This is a genomic window from Halarchaeum acidiphilum MH1-52-1 (assembly GCF_000474235.1).
Lineage (GTDB): Archaea > Halobacteriota > Halobacteria > Halobacteriales > Halobacteriaceae > Halarchaeum > Halarchaeum acidiphilum.
The window spans coordinates 61,687-79,608 of the sequence record NZ_BATA01000004.1 but is presented as its reverse complement, the minus strand read 5'-3'; the positions used below and the strand labels follow the sequence as shown (position 1 = coordinate 79,608).

19 protein-coding genes and 2 pseudogenes are annotated in these 17,922 nt (G+C 69.3%); 10 read left to right on the top strand and 11 right to left on the bottom strand.

Annotated features, from left to right (window positions below):
- The 5 genes and pseudogenes from AOZ13_RS01695 to AOZ13_RS01675 form a co-directional block, all read left to right on the top strand.
- The coding region (locus tag AOZ13_RS01695; RefSeq protein ID WP_049933685.1) for a PGF-CTERM-anchored ABC transporter substrate-binding protein at positions 1-1,951 on the top strand (1,951 nt) is incomplete at its 5' end.
- A gap of 55 nt (positions 1,952-2,006) precedes the next feature.
- Positions 2,007-2,288, top strand: coding sequence for a signal recognition particle subunit SRP19 (srp19, locus tag AOZ13_RS01690; RefSeq protein ID WP_020222609.1), 282 nt, complete (start codon positions 2,007-2,009; stop codon positions 2,286-2,288).
- Positions 2,285-2,508 (top strand): annotated as a pseudogene (locus AOZ13_RS01685) (H/ACA ribonucleoprotein complex subunit GAR1). The gene srp19 and the pseudogene AOZ13_RS01685 overlap by 4 nt, the downstream one beginning before the upstream one ends.
- 40 nt (positions 2,509-2,548) lie before the next feature.
- Positions 2,549-2,950 (top strand): HIT family protein, encoded by a 402-nt coding sequence (locus AOZ13_RS01680; protein ID WP_021779628.1) that lies wholly within the window; start codon positions 2,549-2,551, stop codon positions 2,948-2,950.
- A 39-nt stretch (positions 2,951-2,989) separates the two neighbouring features.
- Positions 2,990-4,051 carry a presenilin family intramembrane aspartyl protease PSH gene (locus tag AOZ13_RS01675; protein ID WP_020222087.1) on the top strand — a complete coding sequence of 354 codons (1,062 nt, stop codon included), beginning with the start codon at positions 2,990-2,992 and terminating at the stop codon, positions 4,049-4,051.
- Here AOZ13_RS01675 and AOZ13_RS01670 read toward each other — a convergent pair.
- Positions 4,048-5,316 (bottom strand): outer membrane protein assembly factor BamB family protein, encoded by a 1,269-nt coding sequence (locus AOZ13_RS01670; RefSeq protein WP_020222088.1) that lies wholly within the window; start codon positions 5,314-5,316, stop codon positions 4,048-4,050. The genes AOZ13_RS01675 and AOZ13_RS01670 overlap by 4 nt on opposite strands.
- A 130-nt stretch (positions 5,317-5,446) precedes the next feature.
- On the opposite strand from AOZ13_RS01670, the gene proB reads away from it, so the two are divergent.
- Together proB and AOZ13_RS01660 are read left to right on the top strand one after the other, a co-directional pair.
- Positions 5,447-6,289, top strand: coding sequence for a glutamate 5-kinase (gene proB, locus AOZ13_RS01665; protein WP_020222089.1), 843 nt, complete (start codon positions 5,447-5,449; stop codon positions 6,287-6,289).
- Positions 6,282-7,700, top strand: a complete 1,419-nt coding sequence (locus AOZ13_RS01660; protein ID WP_020222090.1) for a glutamate-5-semialdehyde dehydrogenase — start codon at positions 6,282-6,284, stop codon at positions 7,698-7,700. The genes proB and AOZ13_RS01660 overlap by 8 nt, the downstream gene beginning before the upstream one ends.
- Positions 7,701-7,807: 107 nt before the next feature.
- Here the strand turns inward: AOZ13_RS01660 and AOZ13_RS01655 are convergent, their stop codons facing one another.
- The 6 genes from AOZ13_RS01655 to AOZ13_RS01635 form a co-directional block, all read right to left on the bottom strand.
- Positions 7,808-8,860: a DHH family phosphoesterase gene (locus AOZ13_RS01655; protein ID WP_021779627.1), complete on the bottom strand. Its 1,053-nt coding sequence runs from the start codon at positions 8,858-8,860 to the stop codon at positions 7,808-7,810.
- A gap of 119 nt (positions 8,861-8,979) precedes the next feature.
- On the bottom strand, positions 8,980-9,978 hold the full coding sequence (locus AOZ13_RS01650; protein ID WP_021779626.1) for an ornithine cyclodeaminase family protein: 999 nt from the start codon (positions 9,976-9,978) through the stop codon (positions 8,980-8,982).
- Positions 9,979-10,018: 40 nt separating this feature from the next.
- Positions 10,019-10,276: a hypothetical protein gene (locus AOZ13_RS01645; protein ID WP_020222702.1), complete on the bottom strand. Its 258-nt coding sequence runs from the start codon at positions 10,274-10,276 to the stop codon at positions 10,019-10,021.
- A 157-nt stretch (positions 10,277-10,433) separates the two neighbouring features.
- A complete protein-coding gene (locus tag AOZ13_RS01640; protein WP_020222703.1) occupies positions 10,434-10,838 on the bottom strand; it encodes a DUF3054 domain-containing protein in 405 nt (134 codons plus the stop codon).
- A gap of 17 nt (positions 10,839-10,855) precedes the next feature.
- Positions 10,856-11,095 (bottom strand): hypothetical protein, encoded by a 240-nt coding sequence (locus AOZ13_RS14690; protein WP_234402805.1) that lies wholly within the window; start codon positions 11,093-11,095, stop codon positions 10,856-10,858.
- Entirely contained in the window at positions 11,023-11,484 is a 462-nt protein-coding gene (locus tag AOZ13_RS01635; RefSeq protein ID WP_234402804.1) for a class I SAM-dependent methyltransferase, read from the bottom strand. The genes AOZ13_RS14690 and AOZ13_RS01635 overlap by 73 nt, the downstream gene beginning before the upstream one ends.
- Before the next feature lie 60 nt (positions 11,485-11,544).
- Here AOZ13_RS01635 and AOZ13_RS01630 point away from each other — a divergent pair, with 60 nt between their 5' ends.
- From AOZ13_RS01630 to AOZ13_RS01620, 3 genes are read left to right on the top strand one after another with little or no spacing between them, the layout of a single operon-like run.
- The gene (locus AOZ13_RS01630; RefSeq protein ID WP_020221540.1) at positions 11,545-12,129 is read left to right on the top strand and encodes a GNAT family N-acetyltransferase; all 585 of its coding nucleotides are present in this window, start codon (positions 11,545-11,547) and stop codon (positions 12,127-12,129) included.
- Between the two features lie 24 nt (positions 12,130-12,153).
- On the top strand, positions 12,154-13,137 hold the full coding sequence (fen, locus tag AOZ13_RS01625; RefSeq protein ID WP_020221541.1) for a flap endonuclease-1: 984 nt from the start codon (positions 12,154-12,156) through the stop codon (positions 13,135-13,137).
- 56 nt (positions 13,138-13,193) lie between these two features.
- A complete protein-coding gene (locus tag AOZ13_RS01620) occupies positions 13,194-13,433 on the top strand; it encodes a BolA family protein (protein WP_020221542.1) in 240 nt (79 codons plus the stop codon).
- Between the two features lie 15 nt (positions 13,434-13,448).
- Here AOZ13_RS01620 and AOZ13_RS01615 read toward each other — a convergent pair whose 3' ends face one another.
- The 4 genes and pseudogenes from AOZ13_RS01615 to AOZ13_RS01600 all read right to left on the bottom strand — a co-directional run bounded on the left by AOZ13_RS01615 (position 13,449) and on the right by AOZ13_RS01600 (position 17,782).
- Positions 13,449-14,588 (bottom strand): ABC transporter ATP-binding protein, encoded by a 1,140-nt coding sequence (locus AOZ13_RS01615; RefSeq protein ID WP_020221543.1) that lies wholly within the window; start codon positions 14,586-14,588, stop codon positions 13,449-13,451.
- A 6-nt stretch (positions 14,589-14,594) separates the two neighbouring features.
- Positions 14,595-15,464: a carbohydrate ABC transporter permease gene (locus tag AOZ13_RS01610; RefSeq protein WP_020221544.1), complete on the bottom strand. Its 870-nt coding sequence runs from the start codon at positions 15,462-15,464 to the stop codon at positions 14,595-14,597.
- Positions 15,461-16,430: pseudogene (locus AOZ13_RS01605) on the bottom strand (carbohydrate ABC transporter permease). Before AOZ13_RS01605 ends, AOZ13_RS01610 begins: the two are co-directional and overlap by 4 nt.
- An 8-nt stretch (positions 16,431-16,438) precedes the next feature.
- Positions 16,439-17,782 (bottom strand): ABC transporter substrate-binding protein, encoded by a 1,344-nt coding sequence (locus AOZ13_RS01600; protein ID WP_044957493.1) that lies wholly within the window; start codon positions 17,780-17,782, stop codon positions 16,439-16,441.
- Between the last annotated feature and the right edge of the window lie 140 nt (positions 17,783-17,922).

Sequence of the window (17,922 nt, the reverse complement as noted above, 5' to 3'; positions counted from 1 at the left end):
CATCGATGCGCCGACGGCCGCGACGAACAACACGAGTGGGGGGAATACGACTGACACCACCACGACCGAGACCAACACAACTGATACCAATACGACCGAGATCAGCATCACTGACACGAACACTACCGACGCCAACGCTACCGACGCCGACGCCAACACCACCGACATCAATACGAGCAACGTCAACACGACCTACACGACCGTCCCCTCGACCTGCACGTACCCGTTCACGTCGACGGACGCGACGGGGACGAGCGTCACCGTGGACGGCGCGCCGAAGCGAATCGTCGTCGTGGGCGCGAGCGGCGCGCAGACCGTCTGGGAACTCGGCGCACAGGACCGCGTCGTCGGCATCTCCTCGTACACGTCCTACCTCGACAACGCGAGCGCGAAGCCGACGGTCGTCGATTCCTACGGCTACGCGAAGGTCGAGGACGTCCTCGCGCGGTCGCCCGATCTCGTCCTCCTCGCGAACATCCAGAAGGACAAGACCGCACAGCGACTGCGCGAGGCCGGCGTCACGGTCTATAAGTTCCACGAAGCGTCGAGCATCGACGACATCGAGGCGAAGACGCGTCTCACGGGCCACCTCGTCGGGAACTGCGACGAGGCGGACGACACCGTCGATCTGATGGAGGACCACATGGACACGGTGCGGGAGGTCCGCGAGCGGGCGGACGACACGCCGACGATGTACTACCCGCAGACCGGTGGCTTCACCTCGGGACCCGGATCGTTCATCACGGACGTCATGAGCCTCGCCGGCGCGCACAACATCGCGCTCGACGGCGACTTCACCACCTCCTACCCCCAGCCGAGCGAGGAGTTCGTCGTCAATCAGGACCCGGACTGGCTCCTCGCGACGTACACGGCCTCGACGAAGTCGAAGGACGCGAAGGACCTCCTCCCGCAGACGAAGGTGGTCTCACACACGCGCGCTTACCAGAACGGGAACGTCGTCAAGGTGAACGCGAACCACGTCTCTCAGCCCGCCCCGCGCGTCGTCTACGCCATCGAGAACATCACGCGGGCGATCCACCCGGACGCGTGGGCGGCCGTCACCGGCTCGGCGGTCCCGTCCGGCGGTTCCCTCGACGACAGTGACCACGATTACTCGGTCGGCGTCACCACCACGACGACCGAGACGCCCCCGCAGTCCGAGTCCGGCGCGACGGCGAACGCCACCGTGTCGTTCGCCCGCGCGAACGCCTCGGTCACGGCGTCGATCCGGAACGCGAGCGGGAACGTCAGCGTCGACTTCGCGAACGCGTCGGCGGCGAACGCGTCCGTCACGAACGCCTCGGCGAACGCGTCCGTCACGAACATCTCGGCGAACGCGACCGCCGTCACGGGCGCGAACGTCTCGCTCGCGAACGGGACGCGCGCCGGAAATCTGACGCTCACCGTCAGCGATCCCACGACGGCGGTCCCGAACGGCACCGATCCGCTCGACGTGGCGAACGCGAGCGCGAGTCGGTATTTCGTCCTGAACGCGACCGGCGTCTCGGACGCGAACGTCAGCGAGGCGACGATCCGCTTCCGCGTCGCGCCGGACGACCTGCCGAACGGCACCGATTCCGCGAACGTCACGCTCTACCGTCACCACAACGGGACGTGGAACGCGCTTCCCACGACGCACCTGAACGGGAGCGCGTACGCGGCGACGACCTCGGGCTTCTCGACGTACGCGATCGGTGCGGCGAACGCGACGACGGTCGCGAACGAGAGCGCGAGCGGGAACGAGACGACGAGCACCGTCACGACGACAGCGTCGGCGAGCACCGCCACGACGACCACGACGACCACGACGAACGCGTCTCCGAGTGCGTCGACCACGTCGACCGCGAACGCGTCGTCCACGAGCACGACGTCGGGATCCTCGCCCGGCTTCGGGTTCGGTCTCGCGGCGCTGGCGCTCTCGCTCGCCGCGCTCGCCCTGCGGCGGCGCTGACGCGCGCCGTCCGCGCCTCCGACACGCTTTACCCACGGCGTCGACTAGCGCTCGTATGGTCGAGAACGTCATCTGGCCTGCCTACTTCGACGCGACGCTCTCGCGCCGCGAGGGCCGGCGCGTCCCGCGCTCGCTCGCCGTCGACGATCCGACGGTGGACGAGATCGCGCAGGCCGTCGGACAGGTCGGCTACGACGCCGTCATCGAACGCGAGAAGGCCTATCCCCGACGGGGGTGGACGGAGTCGGGTCGCGTCCTCGTGAAGGACGCCGGCGACGCCGGGAAGTCCGACCTCCTGCAAGCCGTCGGCGCGTACGTCGCCACCCTCCGCGAATGAAGCGCGCGGGCGACGTCGTCCGCAGCGCGCAGGGCCTCGCGATCGTCCGCTGTCCCGACGCAGAGCACCCCGATATCGGCGCGGAGGTCGTGAACGAGCGCCTCGCGACGTGGGTCGCGTCGTCGACGTCTTCGGGCCGGTGTCGAGGCCGTATCTCGCCGTGACGCCGGACGACGCGACGCCCGCCGACCTCCTCGGGTCGAAGCTCTACGTCCGATAGAGCGCAGGCCCTTTCCCGATGGGAGCGCGAACTGACGCGCGTGAGCGATTGCGCCTTCTGCGAGATCGTCGCCGGTGAGCAGTCCGCGCACCGACTCCACGAGGACGACCGGACGCTCGCGTTCCTCGACGACGCGCCCGCCGCGACCGGGCACGCGCTCGTCGTCCCGAAGGCCCACCACGAGACGTTGACGGACATGCCGGGCGACCTCGCGAGCGCCGTCTTCTGGACGGTCCGGCGGGTCGCGGCGGCCGTCGAGGACGCCCTCGACCCGGCCGGCGTGAGCGTCCTCCAACAGAATGGCGTCGCGGCCGGTCAGGACGTCCCGCACGCGCACGTCCACGTCGTCCCGCGCGACGAGGACGACGACGTGCGGCTCGCGTGGCCGGGCGACGGGGAGGCGAACGCGGAGACGGCGCGTCGCCTTCGCGAGCGCGTCTGACCCGAAAGGGCGAAGGGCCGCGCGCGGGTCGTCGCGGATATGAAGCAGCGAACCGGCGTGCTCGCGGCCTGCGGGGGCATCTTCCTCACCTTCCTCGCCATCCAGATCGGCGCGCTCGCGCTCGTCGAGCCGTTCAAGCAAGCGGGGTACCAGACGGTTCAGGACCCGCAGAACCCCGCGAACAGCGTCTTCTACGTCGTCGTCCTGCTCGTCGCGACGGCGGCCATCCTCGTCGCGCTGAAGTACGGCGGCCAGCAGCTCCTCCGGGGGTTCATCCTCTTCACGGGTGCGATGATCACCGTCTACGTCACGAGCGTCCTCCCCGGCGTGATCGTCGGCGGCCCGGACGGCGTGAACGTCCTCCCGTGGCTCGCCGCCGCCGTCCTCGTCGGCGCCCTCTACGCCTACCCCGAGTGGTGGGTGATCGACGCCGCGGGCGTCGTCATGGGCGCGGGGGCGGCCGCGCTCTTCGGCATCAGCTTCGGCGTGCTGCCCGCGATCGTCCTCCTCGGCGCGCTCGCCGTCTACGACGCGATCAGCGTCTACGGCACCGAACACATGCTCACGCTCGCCTCCGGCGTCGTCGAATTGAAGGTGCCGGTGCTGCTCGTCTACCCGACCGTCCGGAGCTACTCCTTCCGCGAGCGTGCCGCCGAGGTCGCGGCGAAGGACGAGGATGACGGCGACGCGGAGGGCAACACGGCAAGCGACGACGGGACGGACGCCCGCGACGACGGCGACACCCGCGACGACGGCGACGGGACGGACGCCCGCGAGGGCGAGGCCGAGACGCACGGCGAGGAGGGCCGCGACAGCATCATGATCGGCCTCGGGGACGCCGTGATGCCGACGGTGATGGTCGCCTCCGCGGCGTTCTTCGTCACGGACGTCCCGGCCGTCGCCGGCGTCCCGCTCCCCGCCGCGACCGCGCTCGTCGGCACGATGATCGGCCTCGCCCTCCTCCTCCGCATGGTCCTGCAGGGGCGGGCGCACGCGGGCCTCCCGCTGCTCAACGGCGGCGCGATCCTCGGCTATCTCGTCGGCGCGCTCGCGTCCGGTCTCTCCGTGGTGTCGGCGCTCGGCCTCGGACCCTACCTCTAGTCCCGCACCGGCCCGAAGCCGTGGAAGCCGTCGGCGGCGCTGACGTACACCGCGCCGTCGACGGGCGCGACGCCGCCGATCGACTGCGAGATGACGTCCGTCACCTGCACCCGCTCCGTCTCGTGCGACCACAGTTCGTCGTCGCCGTCAGCGTCGAGCGCGCGAAGCGTCCCCCGGTCGATCGCGTAGAGCGTCTCCCCGACGAGCGCGGCCGGGACGCCGCTCCCCCCGAGGTGCGCCGCGACCGACCCGTCCGCCGGATCGAGCGCCGCGAGACCGGATTCGGTTCCGACGTAGAGGCGTCCGTCGCTCGCGACCGGAGGCGCGTTCCCCATCGCCGGCGCGCGCGTCGTCCATCGGACGTCGCCGCTCGCGGCGTCCACCGCGATCAGCGAGTCGTTGCTCTCGCCGCCCATCGCGTACACCGCCCCGCCCGCCGCGACCGGCGTCGACCACGGCTCCGAGACGGCGGACTGCCGAAAGAGGCGCTCCCCGCTCGCGGCGTCGACGGCGTGGAGACCGTCCCGCGCGGCGACGTACACCGTGTCGTTCGCGACCGCGGGCGTCCCCTTCGCCTCTGATCCGGTGTCGTAGCGCCATTGCTTCTCGCCGCTCGCGGCGTCGAACGCTCGGATCTGTGCGGGAACGTCCTTGAAGCCGCCGCTGCTGACGTACACCGTACCGTCCGCGACCGCGGGCGGACACTGGATCCCGTCCATCTCGGGACCGCGCCACAGCACCGCGTCGCGGTCGGCGGCGAGGTAGAACACCTCGATGAACGTCGTCACGTAGACGCGACCGCCCGCGGCGACCGGCGGGCCGTTCACGCCGTACTGGACGAGGCGGGTCGACGACTCGACGGCCATCGTCGCGGGATCGCGCCGCGTCAGATCGGCGTACTTCTGCGCTCTGCGCGAGGTGTTGTAGAGACCGGCATCCGTGACGCTCGCCGAGCCGCCGGCGTCGAGTCGCCAGTACTGTTCGCCGGCGCGCAGGCCCGCACCGTCCGGATTCGCGCCCGTGTTCGCGGCGTCGAAACGCGGCCGTGGCCACGCGCCCGAGGGGGAGAGCGCGGGCTCGCCGGGTGGGTCGGACGTCTCGCGTTCGTCGATGCCCGCACCGGTGCCGCGGGACGTCGTCGACGTCTCGGTGCTCGTGTCCGTCGTGCCGGTCGTTCCGCCGTCGTCCGTGCAGCCGGCGAGACCGGCGACGAGACCCGTGCCGAGCGCGCGGAGGGCGTGGCGTCGCGTCCGAGGGCGTGGCATGGCGGCGGTGCGTCCGCGGTCGGTAAGTGTCTTCCCCCGGGACGCGCGGAACCAAAGCGCGTATGAGCGCTTCGGCCGTGGCTCTACGCGATGACGCACGCGGAACACACCGACAGCGGGGTGGCACGGCGTGTCTAACGCCCTCGACGCCGGCGTAGACCCGGCGGCCGCGCGACGGCGGGCCGCCGACGCGGAGCGCGTCGTCGTGAAGGCGGGGACGAACTCCCTGACGGACGACGAGTCGAATCTCGACGACGCGAAGCTCGACAAGCTCGTCGACGACATCGCCGACCTCCGCGAGCGCGGGACGGAAGTCCTGCTCGTCTCCTCCGGCGCGGTCGGCGCCGGAATCGGCATGCTCGATCTCCAAGACGAGGCGGAGAGCCTTGAGGAGTCACAGGCGCTCTCGACGGTCGGGCAGAGCCGGCTCGTCCACCGGTACACGGAGAGCTTCCGGCGCTACGACACCCGCGTCGCCCAACTCCTCCTCACGCAGCACGACCTCGAGGACCCCGAGCGCTACCGCAACCTCCAGACGACCATCGAGACGCTGCTCGACTGGGGCGTCGTCCCGATCGTGAACGAGAACGACGCGGTGGCGAGCGAGGAACTCCGGATCGGCGACAACGACATGCTCTCCTCGTCGCTCGCGGTCGGCGTCGAGAGCGATCTCCTCGTCACGCTCACGGACGTGGGCGGCGTGTACACGGGGAACCCGAAGGAGGACTCGGAGGCGACGCTGATCGACGCGGTCGGCGAGAACTACGACGCCGTTCGCGACCTCGTCGAGGAGACGTCCGTCGGCGAGTTCGGCGGCATCCGAACGAAGGTCGAGGGCGCGCGGCGGGCGAGCGAGCACGGGATCCCCGCGATCATCGCGGCGTCCGCGGAGCCGGACGTCCTCTCGAAGGTCGCCGACGCCGACTCCGTCGGAACGATATTCCTGCCGGACGAGGGAGACGGCGATGAGTGAGACCGACCGCGGCACCGAGACGAAGGTCGACGAGGCGGAGTCGGCCGCGCTCGACCTCGCGAACGTCTCCGACGCCGATCGGAGCGCGGCGCTCCGCGCCGTCGCGGACGCCATCGAGGACGCCGAGGAGCGCGTGCTCGCCGCGAACGAGAAGGACGTCGCCGCGGCCGAGGAGCGCCTCGAAGCCGGGGACTACACGCGGGCGTTCGTCGATCGCCTGACGCTCGACGCCGCGAAGATCGAGAGCATCGCGGAGATGGTGCGAAGCGTCGCGGCGCAGGACGACCCGCTCGGCGAGACGCTGGCGGCTCGCCGGCTCGACGACGCCCTCGAACTCTACGAGGTCGGCGTCCCGATCGGCGTCGTCGCCACGGTCTTCGAGTCCCGGCCGGACGCGCTCGTGCAGATCGCCGCGCTCGCGTTGAAGTCGGGTAACGCCGTCATCCTGAAGGGCGGCAGCGAGGCCACGCACTCGAATCGCGTCCTCTTCGACGTCGTCCGCGACGCGACGTGCGCGGGGTCGAGCGAGAGCGAGCGCGAGGGCGAGAGCCCGCGGGACGGCGAGCGCGAGCGACCGCGGGACGCGAGCGCGACGATGCCCGACGGGTGGGCGCAGCTCATCGAGGCGCGCGAGGACGTCGACACCCTCCTCGGGATGGACGAGTCCGTCGACCTCGTGATGCCGCGCGGGAGTTCCGCGTTCGTCCAGTACGTGCAGGACAACACGAAGATCCCCGTCCTCGGGCACACGGAGGGCGTCTGTCACGTCTACGTCGATCGCGACGCGGACCTCGGCATGGCCGCGGACGTCGCGTTCGACGCGAAGGTCCAGTATCCCGCGGTCTGTAACGCCGTCGAGACCCTCCTCGTTCACGAGTCCGTCGCCGACGACTTCCTCCCCGGGATGGTCGAGCGTTACGCGGACGCCGGCGTCGAACTCCGCGGGGACGCCGACGTGCGCGAGATCGTCGACGTCGATCCCGCCAGCGAGGCGGACTGGTCGCGGGAGTACGGCGACCTCGTGCTCTCGCTGAAGGTCGTCGATTCGCTCGACGCGGCGGTCGACCACGTCAACGCCTACGGCTCGAAGCACACCGAGTCGATCCTCACCGAGGACGCGGATCGCGCGGGCGACTTCATGACGCGCGTGGACGCCGCGAGCGTCTTCCACAACGCCTCGACGCGCTTCGCCGACGGCTATCGCTACGGTCTCGGCGCCGAGGTCGGCATCAGCACGGGCAAAATCCACGCCCGCGGTCCCGTCGGTCTCGACGGACTGACGACGTACAAGTACTACCTCGAAGGCGACGGCCAGCTCGTCGCCTCCTACGCCGGCGAGAACCCGAGACCCTTCCTCCACGAGGAGTTCGAGGGTGAGTGGGTGCCGGGCCACCTCGCGTCGGACCAGTAGGTCCGGCGCGGGAACAGGCGAACGGCGACGGGGGAGCCGCGAGCCGGTTGAGCGAGGAGTAGTCGCGCAACCGAACGAACGAGCGGGGAGCGAATGCGACCCGCGAGTCACCTCGCACTCGTCTCACTCCTCGCTCGCTCCCTCCGCGCTCTCCGCTTCCTCCAGCCCGAGGCGTCCGCGAGGCGCGCGGTGACGACGGTCTCGACGAGCGAGCCGAGTTTCTCGCCGTCGGCGGCGTCGTCGGCGAAGATGCCGAGCGGGATCTCGCCGCCCGCCATCTCGCGGTGGCCGCCGGCGCTCCCGGCGTCGCCGAACGCCTCGTCGAGCGCGTCGCCGGCGTGGACGCGCGAGTCCGTCGAGCGCGCGCTGAGTTGGATGGCGTCCTCGACGATGCCGAACACGACCGCGGTCTCGACGCCTTCGAGCGTGGCGAGGTAGTCGGCGGCCTGCGGGAGGGCGTCGCGCTCGTTCGTCCGACCGACGTTCGAGAGGAGCGCCGACCCGCGGATCGAGCGGTTCTCGATCGCGGTGGCGATCGCGTCGGCCGTCGCGCCGCTGACGGCCGGGGAGACGAGCTGTCGGAGGAGGTCGCCGTCGGAGCGCTCGTGGAGGAACGCGGCGGCGGCGTACTCCGCGCTCGTCGCGCCGCGGAGGAAGCCCAGCGTCTCGCGGCGGATGGCGAACAGGAGCGCGGTGGCGAGCGTCGCGTCGATCTCGACGTCGAGGTCGCGGACGTACTCGGTGAGGATGGTGGCCGTCGCGCCGGCGTCCTCGCGGTGGTCGACGAAGCGGGCGTCGATCGACTCGTGGGGGTGGTGGTCGATGACGACGTCCACCGGCGTCCCCTCGGGCACGCGGTTGTTCGCGCCGGGGACGCCGTGATCGACGAACGCGAGGAGCGATCCGTCCGCCCGATCACGGACCGCCTCGGGATCGAGCGATTCGAGATCGACGTCGAGGAGGTTGACGAACGCGCGGTTCTGCTGGTGTGAGATCTCACCGCTATACAGGATGCGTCGCTCGTCGACGCCGGCCGCGGCGGCGATCCGCCCGAGCGCGAGCGCGCTCGCGAGGCAGTCCGGATCCGGGTTGTTGTGACAGACGATGGTGAGCGCCGTCCCCTCGGAGAGCAGGTCGCGCAGCGTCTCGGCGGCGGGCATGAGTCTCCGTTCGCGCCCCGAACGGATAGTGATACGTGTGAGTGCGGCGTGATCCGTGTGGTCGCGGGCGTGATCCGTGTGGTCGCGGGCGTGGTCCGTGTGACCGGTGGGTGATCGCCCTATTCGCCCGTCAGCGCTTCGCTCGCGGGCGCGAAATCGACCGCGTCGCCGCGTCCCTCGTCACGCGCGCGCTCGTAGAGCATGTGCGCGGCGGCGACCGTCTCGATCCCCGTGCCGCCGGAGTCGAAGACCGTGATCTCCTCCGCGCTCTCGCGGCCGGGGATCCGCTTCGCGAGGACGTCGCCGAGTTCGCCGTGGACGTCGGCTTCGCCCACGACGCCCTCCTCCTTCGCGAGGATGAACGCTCCGGCGTCGGTCTCGACGCGCGCTTCGAGGTCGAGGACGTACTTCGCCCGTTCGAGGGTGCGGGCGTCGAGTTCCCGCTTCTCGGGATCGTACTGGCCCATCGCGGTGACGTGCGTGCCGGGTTCGAGGTGGTCGCCGTCGAAGACGGGACTGGGCGCGTTCGTCGCGGTGACGACGATGTCGGCGTCCTCGATCGCGGCCGCGGAGGAGGCGACGGCGGCGACGGAGGCGTCGAGGCGCTTGTTCATCTCGCCCGCGAAGTCCTCGCGGTGCTCCTTCGTCGGCGAGTAGATCCAGACGGTTTCGAGGTCGCGGACGGTGTCGATCGCGCGCAGTTGCCCGCGGGCCTGCGCGCCGCTCCCGATGAGGGCGAGCGAGGACGCGTCGGGGCGCGCGAGCGCGTCCGTCCCGACGGCGCCCGCCGCGCCCGTCTTGTAGGGGTTCATGCTCGCGCCGTCGAGGAGCGCGAGCGGTTCACCGCTCTCGGCGTCGAACAGCGGCGTCATGAACCACGCGTCGCGCTCGCCGAAGCCCGCGGCGTACATGTACCCCCCCATCGCGCCCGTCTCGGGGAGGACGGCGGCGTACGTCGTGAACATTCCCGGCGGCCCCTCGTTGAGGAGTTTCGTTCGAGGCTCGGCGGGCGCGCCCTCGCCGCGCTGGCGGTAGGCGTCGCGGACGGCCGCGACGTAGTCGGCGGGGTCCGCGAGGTCGGCGACGTCGTCGCTCGCGAGGTGCAGACAGTCGGTCATACATGGGGGTTAGCGGAGCGGCCGGAAAAGGATTGAGGGGCTATTCGGCGGCCGTTATCGGCGCGCGCTCGTCGGCCGTCGCGCCGGTCTGCGCCGTCATCGAGCCTGTCTGTCCGGTCTCCACCGCGCTGTCAGTGGGACCGCCCACGAAGAGCGCGTGGCCGACGAGCACGACCGCCACCCCGCCCGCGGCGGGTATCGCGACCGCCGTCGTGTAGCCAGCGAGGGTGAGTGCGGCGGCGACGGCGGCGAACGCGACGGGGATGATCCCCAAGATGTGGTCGTAGTAACTCGTCATAATCTATCCAATACTATGCGCCGCACTCATATAAGTGTTCTCCATAGATGATGTGTTGCTACTGTAATGGCAACGCGTAACTTATAGATGCGCGGCGCCACCGCCGTCGCCGGAGCCGGATCGCTCACGTACCGGTTCTCACGGTGAGGCGGCGCGGTCAGCGTCGCGCGATCGCGTGCGTGACGCCGCGCGCGATCAGGAGGAAGAGGCTGCCGAAGATCGCGACGACGACGAGGAAGACGGGATCGAAGCCGATGGAGAACGCGCCCGTCGCGAGGAGGGCCTGTCCGACGACGTCGGCGGCCAGCCACGCGAGCACCGTCCACCCGACGAGACCGCGGAGACCGTTCGTCCGGGCGCTGTACGCCCGCAGGAGCGGCGCCGCGATCGCCCAGCCGACGACGAACGGGACGAGGACGCCGAGGAGGTGTCGGGGGTTCGCGGCGCTCGCCGCCAGCCGGCCGTGCTGGTACTCGCCGACGATGACGAACGCGACGATAGCGACGAGATCCGGGAGCGCGAACAGTCGGAGCGTCCGGCGATCGACGTCGAGGAGAGCCATGCGCGTCGGTTGGGCCGTCATCGGTATTCGCGTATCGGTTCGTCGCGCTCCCCTGTCGGCGTGCCGTCCGTTTTCACGCCGGCGAGCGCGTACGCGAACCCCGACGTGACGCCGTGCGGTCGCAGGCCCGCGTCCGCGAAGAGACCGGCGAGTTCGCCCGGCGCGTAGAAGGACGAGTCGAAACTCAGCGCGTGCTCGCCCGCGACGAGCGCCCGCCCCGGCAGTCCGCGCGGGTCGAAGTCGCACGCGACGAACACGCCGCCGGGCCGGAGGGCGCGCGTCGCTCCCGTATCGCCGCGGGCGCGTCGAGGTGGTGGAGCGCGTCCGTCGCCACTACCGCATCGACCGACGCGTCCGCGACCGGGAGGCGCGTCGCATCACCCCGCACGACTGGAAGGTCCTTCGCGCGCGCCTCGCGGAGCATTCCCCGTGCGGCATCGAGCACCGTTACGTCGAGATCGGGATTCGCGTCGCTCCGTTCGCGGAGCGCGTCGGCCGTTCGACCCGTCCCACCAGCGAGGTCCAGCACGGACTCGACGTCGCGCTCCGCGTACGCGAGGCCCGCGCGGACGTCTCCGAGCGACGCCGAGGGCGCGAACCAGTCGTAGACGACGGCGAGCCGGTCGAAGCGGGCGACGTCGCTCACACGTTCCGATGGGTACGCCACGATATTAGAGCCTAAGGCCGCGCGCGCCCTCCCGGGCGCATGGAGTTCGCCGTCCTCGGTTCGCCACCAGACGCCCCGCGCCTCCGCCTCGACTGGCGGCGCTTCAGCTACGCCGGGAAGTTCGTCACCGGCGACGCCGGGAAGGCCGTCGCCGTCGCGGACGGCGTCCTCGACCGCGAGGGGTGGCCCCCCGACGCCCGCGAGGCCGAAGCCGACGGAATCATCGGTGCCGTCTCCTTCAGCCCGCATCGGCGCGATCCCGACACCGCCGTCCTCCGGTACGTCACCGTCCGCGAGGACCGCCGCGGCGAGGGAATCGGCGCGCGCCTCTGCGCGTTCGCGGCCGAACGCCTGCTCGACGACGCCGACCGCGTCCGCATCGACGTCAACAACCCCTACGCCTACGAGGCGCTCCACAAGGCCGGCTTCGGCTACACGGTCGAGACGGCCGGACTCGCCGAACTCGTCCTCGAACGCCCGTGCGACGCGCGTGCCGAGAACTACGCGGCGGGTCTCGACGTCTACCGCGAGCGCGACCTCAGCGACGACGAGCGGTCCTTCCTCGACGCGCGCGACGGCCCGCCCGCCGTCGTGGACGCCCCGGCCGGCGAAGGCGAGCGTTAAGGCCCGCGCGCCGATAGCGGGCGTATGGGAAACGCGGACCTCCGCCAGCTCGCCGTCATCGAGGAGGTCGGATTCGACGATCTCGGGGGCGGCGTCGTCGCCGTCGACGCGCACAACTGGCTCTACAAGTACCTCACGACGACCGTCCGGTTCACCCGCGACGACGCGTACACGACGAGCGACGGCACCGAGGTCCCGAACCTCATCGGCGTCGCACAGGGTCTCCCGAAGTTCTTCGAGCACGACCTCACGCCCGTCTTCGTCTTCGACGGCCGCGTCGTCGGCCTGAAGGACGAGGAGGTCGCCTCGCGTCGCGAGGAACGCGAGAAGCGCGAAGCGAAGCTCGAGGAGGCCCGCGAGGCCGGCGACCGCCTCGAAGTCGCGCGCCTCGAATCGCAGACCCAGCGACTCACCGAGGTCATCCACGAGACGACGCGCGAACTCCTCCGTCTGCTCGACGTCCCCGTCGTCGAGGCGCCCGCGGAGGGCGAAGCCCAAGCGTCGTACATGGCTCGCGTGGACGACGAGGTCGATTACGTCGGCAGCGACGACTACGACTGCCTCCTCCTCGGCGCGCCCCTCACCCTCCGCCAACTCACGAGCAAGGGCGACGTCGAGCGCATGGACTTCGACGCCACGCTCGCGGCACACGACGTGACGTGGGAGCAACTCGTCGACGTCGGCATTCTCTGTGGGACTGACTTCAACGACGGTCTCTCGGGGTACGGCCCGAAGACCGCGCTAACGGCTGTGAAGGAGCACGGCGATCTCTGGGGCGTCCTCGACGACGAGGACGCGTACATCGACGACGCCGATCGCATCCGCGAGCTCTTCCTCGATCCCGACGTCACCGACGACTACGACTACGACGCCGAGATCGATCCCGACCTCGACGCCGCGCGCGACTACCTCGTCGAAGAGTGGGAGATCGCCGCCGACGAGATCGAACGGGCCTTCGAGCGCATCGAGGAGTCCGTCACGCAGACGGGTCTCGATCGCTGGACGTAGCCGTAGCGACGACCGCCTCCGCACGGCTTTTACCCGCGCGCGCCCACCGCTGCGGTATGGATCCCGCGGACGTCGAGGACCTCATCGAGTCGAACCTCCCGGAGAGCACGGCGAACGTCACCCGCGCGCGGGGAAAGCACGACGACGACCACCTCGCCGCGACCGTCGTCTCCCCCGCCTTCGAGGGAGAGAGTCTCGTCGATCAACACCAGCTCGTGTACGACGCGCTCGGCGACGCGATGACGACCGAGATTCACGCCCTCGAACTGACGACGGAGACGCCCGAGGACGCCTGACGGAGAACGCGCCGTCTAGAGCGAGAGGTCGACGTCCGCGTCGCCCTCGAACTCGCGGTTGCGCAGCGCCTCGCCGGTCTGGCGGTCGAAGAAGTGGACGGCCTCCTCGGGGATGCGAGCGACGACGTCGTCGCCCGCCTCGACCGGCGTCCGGCCGTCGACGTTCGCGATGAACGTCTCGCCCTCGCGGGTGTCGGGCAGGGAGAGGTAGACGTTGCTCTCGTCGCCCATGGGTTCGACGACGTCGACGGTGACGGCGACGTCGCGGCCGGATTCGACCGCGTCCACGAGTTCGATGTCCTGCGGGCGGATGCCGAGAACGAGTGAGTCGGTGGTGAGGGTCGCGCGGACGTCCCCGCTCACGGGGTAGTCGAGACCGCCGCCGACGACGGTCTCGCCCTCGAGATCGACGTCGAAGAAGTTCATCGACGGCTCGCCGATGAATCCCGCGACGAACTGGTTCGCGGGCGTGTGATAGGCCTCGAGCGGCGTCGCGACCTGTTGGAGGACGCCGTCGTTGAGGATGGCGATGCGATCGCCCATCGTCATCGCCTCCGTCTGGTCGTGCGTGACGTAGACGGTGGTGGTGTCGAGGTCCTCTTGGAGCCGCTGGAGTTCCGTGCGCATCTGCGCGCGGAGCTTCGCGTCGAGGTTGGAGAGGGGCTCGTCCATGAGGAAGACCTCGGGTTCGCGGACGATCGCGCGCCCGAGCGCGACGCGCTGCTGTTGCCCGCCGCTGAGTTCGGAGGGCTTGCGATCGAGGAGGTCGTTGATGCCCATCGTGTCCGTCGCGGACTCCACGCGCTCTGCGATCTCGTCGTTCGAGAGGTCCGTGGACTCCTCAAGGCCGAAGCTCATGTTCTCGCGCACGGTCATGTGCGGGTAGAGCGCGTACGACTGGAACACCATCGCGATGTCCCGGTCGCGCGGCTTGGCCTCGTTGACGCGTCGGTCGCCGATGCGGAGTTCGCCGTTCGTGATCGTTTCGAGGCCGGCGATCATCCGCAGGGTCGTGGACTTCCCGCAGCCGGAGGGACCGACGAGGACGAGGAACTCGCCGTCGTCGATGTCGATGCTGGCGTCGTCGACGGCGACGATCGTCTTGCCGTCGTCGTCGAAGTGCTTCGTGATCGAGTCGAGTTCGAGTGTAGCCATGGTGTGTTAGGTGGAGACTCCTTCCGCGAACTGGTCACCGAATAGGACGTAGACGATGATGGTGGGGAGCGCCGCGACGAACGCGCCGGCCATCCGGATGCCGAACCCGACGTCGGAGAGGCTCGCACCCAGCTGGGCGAGCGGGACCGTGACGGGCGCGCCCTTTCCGGGCCCGACGATCACCAGCGCGAACAGCAGATCGTTCCAGATCTGCGTGAACTGGTAGATGAGCGTCACCGCGAACATCGGGACCGAGAGCGGGAGGATGATCCGCCGGTAGATGCGGTGGGTGGTCGCGCCGTCGAGACGCGCCGCCTCGACCATCTCGTCGCTGAAGTCCTTGTAGTAGGTGCGGAACAGTAGCGTGCAGATCGGGATCCCGTACGCGACGTGCGTGATGATGAGGCCGGTGAGGTCGCCGAGCCACTTCGGGATGCCGACCGCGGCGCCGTACTGCCCGAGCGGGAGGTAGACCGCCCAGAACTTCGAGACGGGGATGAGGACCGCCTGATACGGGATGAAGATCCCCGCGATGAACAGGACGAGCACGGGGATCTGATAGCGCCACTCGAGCGTGGTCAGCCCGTACGCGGCCATGCTCCCGAGGAGCGCGGAGAGGATCGTCCCCGGGATGGCGAGGATGAGGCTGTTCACGAGTCCCCCCGCGAGCGCGTGAGCGGCCCGCGTCCAGTGGATCGCGGTGAAGCCGCTGGGCGCGGGCGGGAGGAACGGGGCGGTACTGAGGGCGTCTATCTTGATGGAGGTCATCAGCCCCGTCCAGAGGGGCAGGAGATAGAACACCACAAGGAGCACGAGGACGGCGTACAGGCCGACGCGCCGCCAGTCCGTGCCGGTGGAATCGGTCGTATCTGTCATAGTTCACCTTCCCGGTATTGGTAGGCGAGATAGGGTGCGATGATGACGAGCGCGAGCGCGAACAGCATGATGCCGATCGCCGCCGCGTACGCGCGGTGGCCGACGCTGAACGCCTGCCGGACCATCATCGTCGCGAGGATGTCCGACCTTCGGGGGGTAGTAGCTCCCGCTGAGGGAGTAGAGGAAGTCGAACGCCTTCAGCGCGAATACCATCAGGACGACTGAAGCGGAGATCGTGGCCCCCTTCAACTGGGGGATGATGACTCGCCAGTACATCCGGAGGGTGGTCGCGCCGTCGACGCGCGCGGCCTCGAACTGCTCGGTCGGGATGGCGCGCAGGCCCGCGAGATAGACGACCATCGCGTAGCCGCTGAACTGCCAGATGAGCGCGAAGACGACCGCGCCGAGCACGAGCGCCGGATTGCCGATCCACTCGTAGGGTCCGAGTCCGAACGCGCCGAGGATGATGTTCACGACGCCGTTCTGTTTGTTGTACATCCAGAGCCAGAACTGCGCGGTGACGACGAACGATAGCGCCATCGGGAGCAGATAGATGGTCCGGAACGTGTTCTCGTAGCGGATCTTCTGATCGACGAGGATGGCGATCAGCAGCCCCACGACGAGACAGCACAGCGTGAACGAGACGAGGAGCGCGAACGTGTTCTGGAGCGCTCCGAGGAAGACCTGATCGCCGAACGCCTTCGCGTACATCCCGAGATCGAGGTGGCCGTAATCGGGGTTGCCGAACTGCTGGAAGTCCGTCAGGCTCAGGAGGAAATTCCAGAAGATGGCCCCGTAGACGGCGAGTCCCATGATCAGGAACGCGGGGAGCCAGTAGGGGAGCGACGAGACGAACTGGTCGCTCAGGAACCCACCGGAGGGGTTCGCGGTGGCTTCCCCTCCGTCGGTGCGGGCGCGCCGACGGCGGAAGAGCGTTCGGGCGAGCGTCGCGAGCTTCTCACGCATGCGTCGAGTCAGTTACTGAACGCGTTCACGAACGCCTTGGCGGTCGCCTCCGCGGCGTCGTCCGTGTACTCGGCGTAGTGCTGGTTGACGGCGGTCTGCAGTTCGCCGAGGACCTCCGGCGTGGTCGCGAGACCGTGCGCGACGCTCGGCGGCTGCGCCGTCGAGTTCTGGAAGTCCTTGTACTGGTTCTGCTGGAACTTGTTGAACTGATCCATCGGCACGTCCTTGCGCGGCGGGATGGAGCCCTTCTTCGTGTTAAAGCGGATCTGGGCGTCCTTCGTGCCGACGTATGTGAGCCACTTCTTGCTGGCCTCGGGGGACGGATTGTCCTTCGGGTGGACCCACGAGTCCATGTTGAGGGAGTAGAGTCCGTCCGTCCCGGGGAAGGTGACCTGATCCCAGTCGGCCTGGAACTCGAAGTCGTCCGTCCCGGTGTACATGCCGGCCGCCCAGTCGCCGTTGTGGAAGAAGCCGGCGTTCCCGTGGACGATCATCTGGTTGGCCTCCTTCCAGCCGACGGTGCTGACGTCGCTGTTGAAGTGCTCGCTGTAGTCGTTGAGGGTCTTGAACGCGTCGGCGATCTTCCCCTCGTCGCCGTTCCCGTTCATGAACGCCTGATAGGCGTCCCAGCCGGACTGTCCGAGGAAGGTGGCGGCCCAGAGCTGGATCGTCGTCCACGGCGCCTGACTGGAGTGAGCCATCCCGACGGCGTCCGTCTCCGAGGCGACCTGCGCGATGGCGTCCGCGAGGTCGCTCGGCGTCTCGATCGAGGAGACGTCGACACCGGCCTGATCGATGACCGTCTTGTTGTAGAAGAGGTTGTTCATCCGGTGGATGTTCGTCGGGACGCAGACGTAGTTCCCCGCGGGCTTCGCGGCGTTCTGCGGCCCTTCGAGGTAGGCGTCCTTCATCGAGTTCTGACTCCAAACGGAGTCCTCGATGTCGCCGAGGAGGTCGGCGTCCGTGAACTGGAGGAGGTGCTTGCCCGGCCACGCGACGAAGGAACTCGGCGGGTTCCCGTTGCCGAGGCGCGTGTTGATCCGGGTGTCGAGGCTGGTGTTCCCACCGCCGCCGATGCCCTTGACGTTCATCTCGACGTCCGGGTACTCCTGTTTGAACCCCTCGATCATGCTCTGGACGGCGTCGCCCCCGTCGCCGCTGGTCCACCCGTGGAGCAGTTCGAGCGTCTCGGAGCTACCACTTCCGCTACCGCTCTCGTTGCCGCTGCCGCTGCCGCCGCTGTCGCCGCCGCCGTTTCCACCACAGCCCGCGATGGCCGCGGTTCCCGCTGCACCTGCCGCCACGAGGTAACGCCGCCGACTCAGCGCGTTACCGGAGTTTTCATCAGTCATGATTGTCTCTGTACCATCTACCTATCCTCCCCGGTCATACAAAATAGTTTCCTATTATTAACCACGATCCGAGTGAGTTCTCCGATCGGCCGACCGACGCGAGGGCGGACCGGTGCCTTTTACGCGTCCCCGCGAGAGTC

Excerpts from the sequence above, each read along its gene's own strand:
- srp19 (WP_020222609.1), top strand. The coding sequence starts at position 2,007 with ATGGTCGAGAACGTCATCTGGCCTGCCTACTTCGACGCGACGCTCTCG.
- AOZ13_RS01675 (WP_020222087.1), top strand. The coding sequence starts at position 2,990 with ATGAAGCAGCGAACCGGCGTGCTCGCGGCCTGCGGGGGCATCTTCCTC.
- AOZ13_RS01670 (WP_020222088.1), bottom strand. The coding sequence starts at position 5,316 with ATGCCACGCCCTCGGACGCGACGCCACGCCCTCCGCGCGCTCGGCACG.
- AOZ13_RS01660 (WP_020222090.1), top strand. The coding sequence starts at position 6,282 with ATGAGTGAGACCGACCGCGGCACCGAGACGAAGGTCGACGAGGCGGAG.
- AOZ13_RS01655 (WP_021779627.1), bottom strand. The coding sequence starts at position 8,860 with ATGCCCGCCGCCGAGACGCTGCGCGACCTGCTCTCCGAGGGGACGGCG.
- AOZ13_RS01650 (WP_021779626.1), bottom strand. The coding sequence starts at position 9,978 with ATGACCGACTGTCTGCACCTCGCGAGCGACGACGTCGCCGACCTCGCG.
- AOZ13_RS01645 (WP_020222702.1), bottom strand. The coding sequence starts at position 10,276 with ATGACGAGTTACTACGACCACATCTTGGGGATCATCCCCGTCGCGTTC.
- AOZ13_RS01640 (WP_020222703.1), bottom strand. The coding sequence starts at position 10,838 with ATGGCTCTCCTCGACGTCGATCGCCGGACGCTCCGACTGTTCGCGCTC.
- AOZ13_RS01630 (WP_020221540.1), top strand. The coding sequence starts at position 11,545 with ATGGAGTTCGCCGTCCTCGGTTCGCCACCAGACGCCCCGCGCCTCCGC.
- fen (WP_020221541.1), top strand. The coding sequence starts at position 12,154 with ATGGGAAACGCGGACCTCCGCCAGCTCGCCGTCATCGAGGAGGTCGGA.
- AOZ13_RS01620 (WP_020221542.1), top strand. The coding sequence starts at position 13,194 with ATGGATCCCGCGGACGTCGAGGACCTCATCGAGTCGAACCTCCCGGAG.
- AOZ13_RS01615 (WP_020221543.1), bottom strand. The coding sequence starts at position 14,588 with ATGGCTACACTCGAACTCGACTCGATCACGAAGCACTTCGACGACGAC.
- AOZ13_RS01610 (WP_020221544.1), bottom strand. The coding sequence starts at position 15,464 with ATGACAGATACGACCGATTCCACCGGCACGGACTGGCGGCGCGTCGGC.
- AOZ13_RS01600 (WP_044957493.1), bottom strand. The coding sequence starts at position 17,782 with ATGACTGATGAAAACTCCGGTAACGCGCTGAGTCGGCGGCGTTACCTC.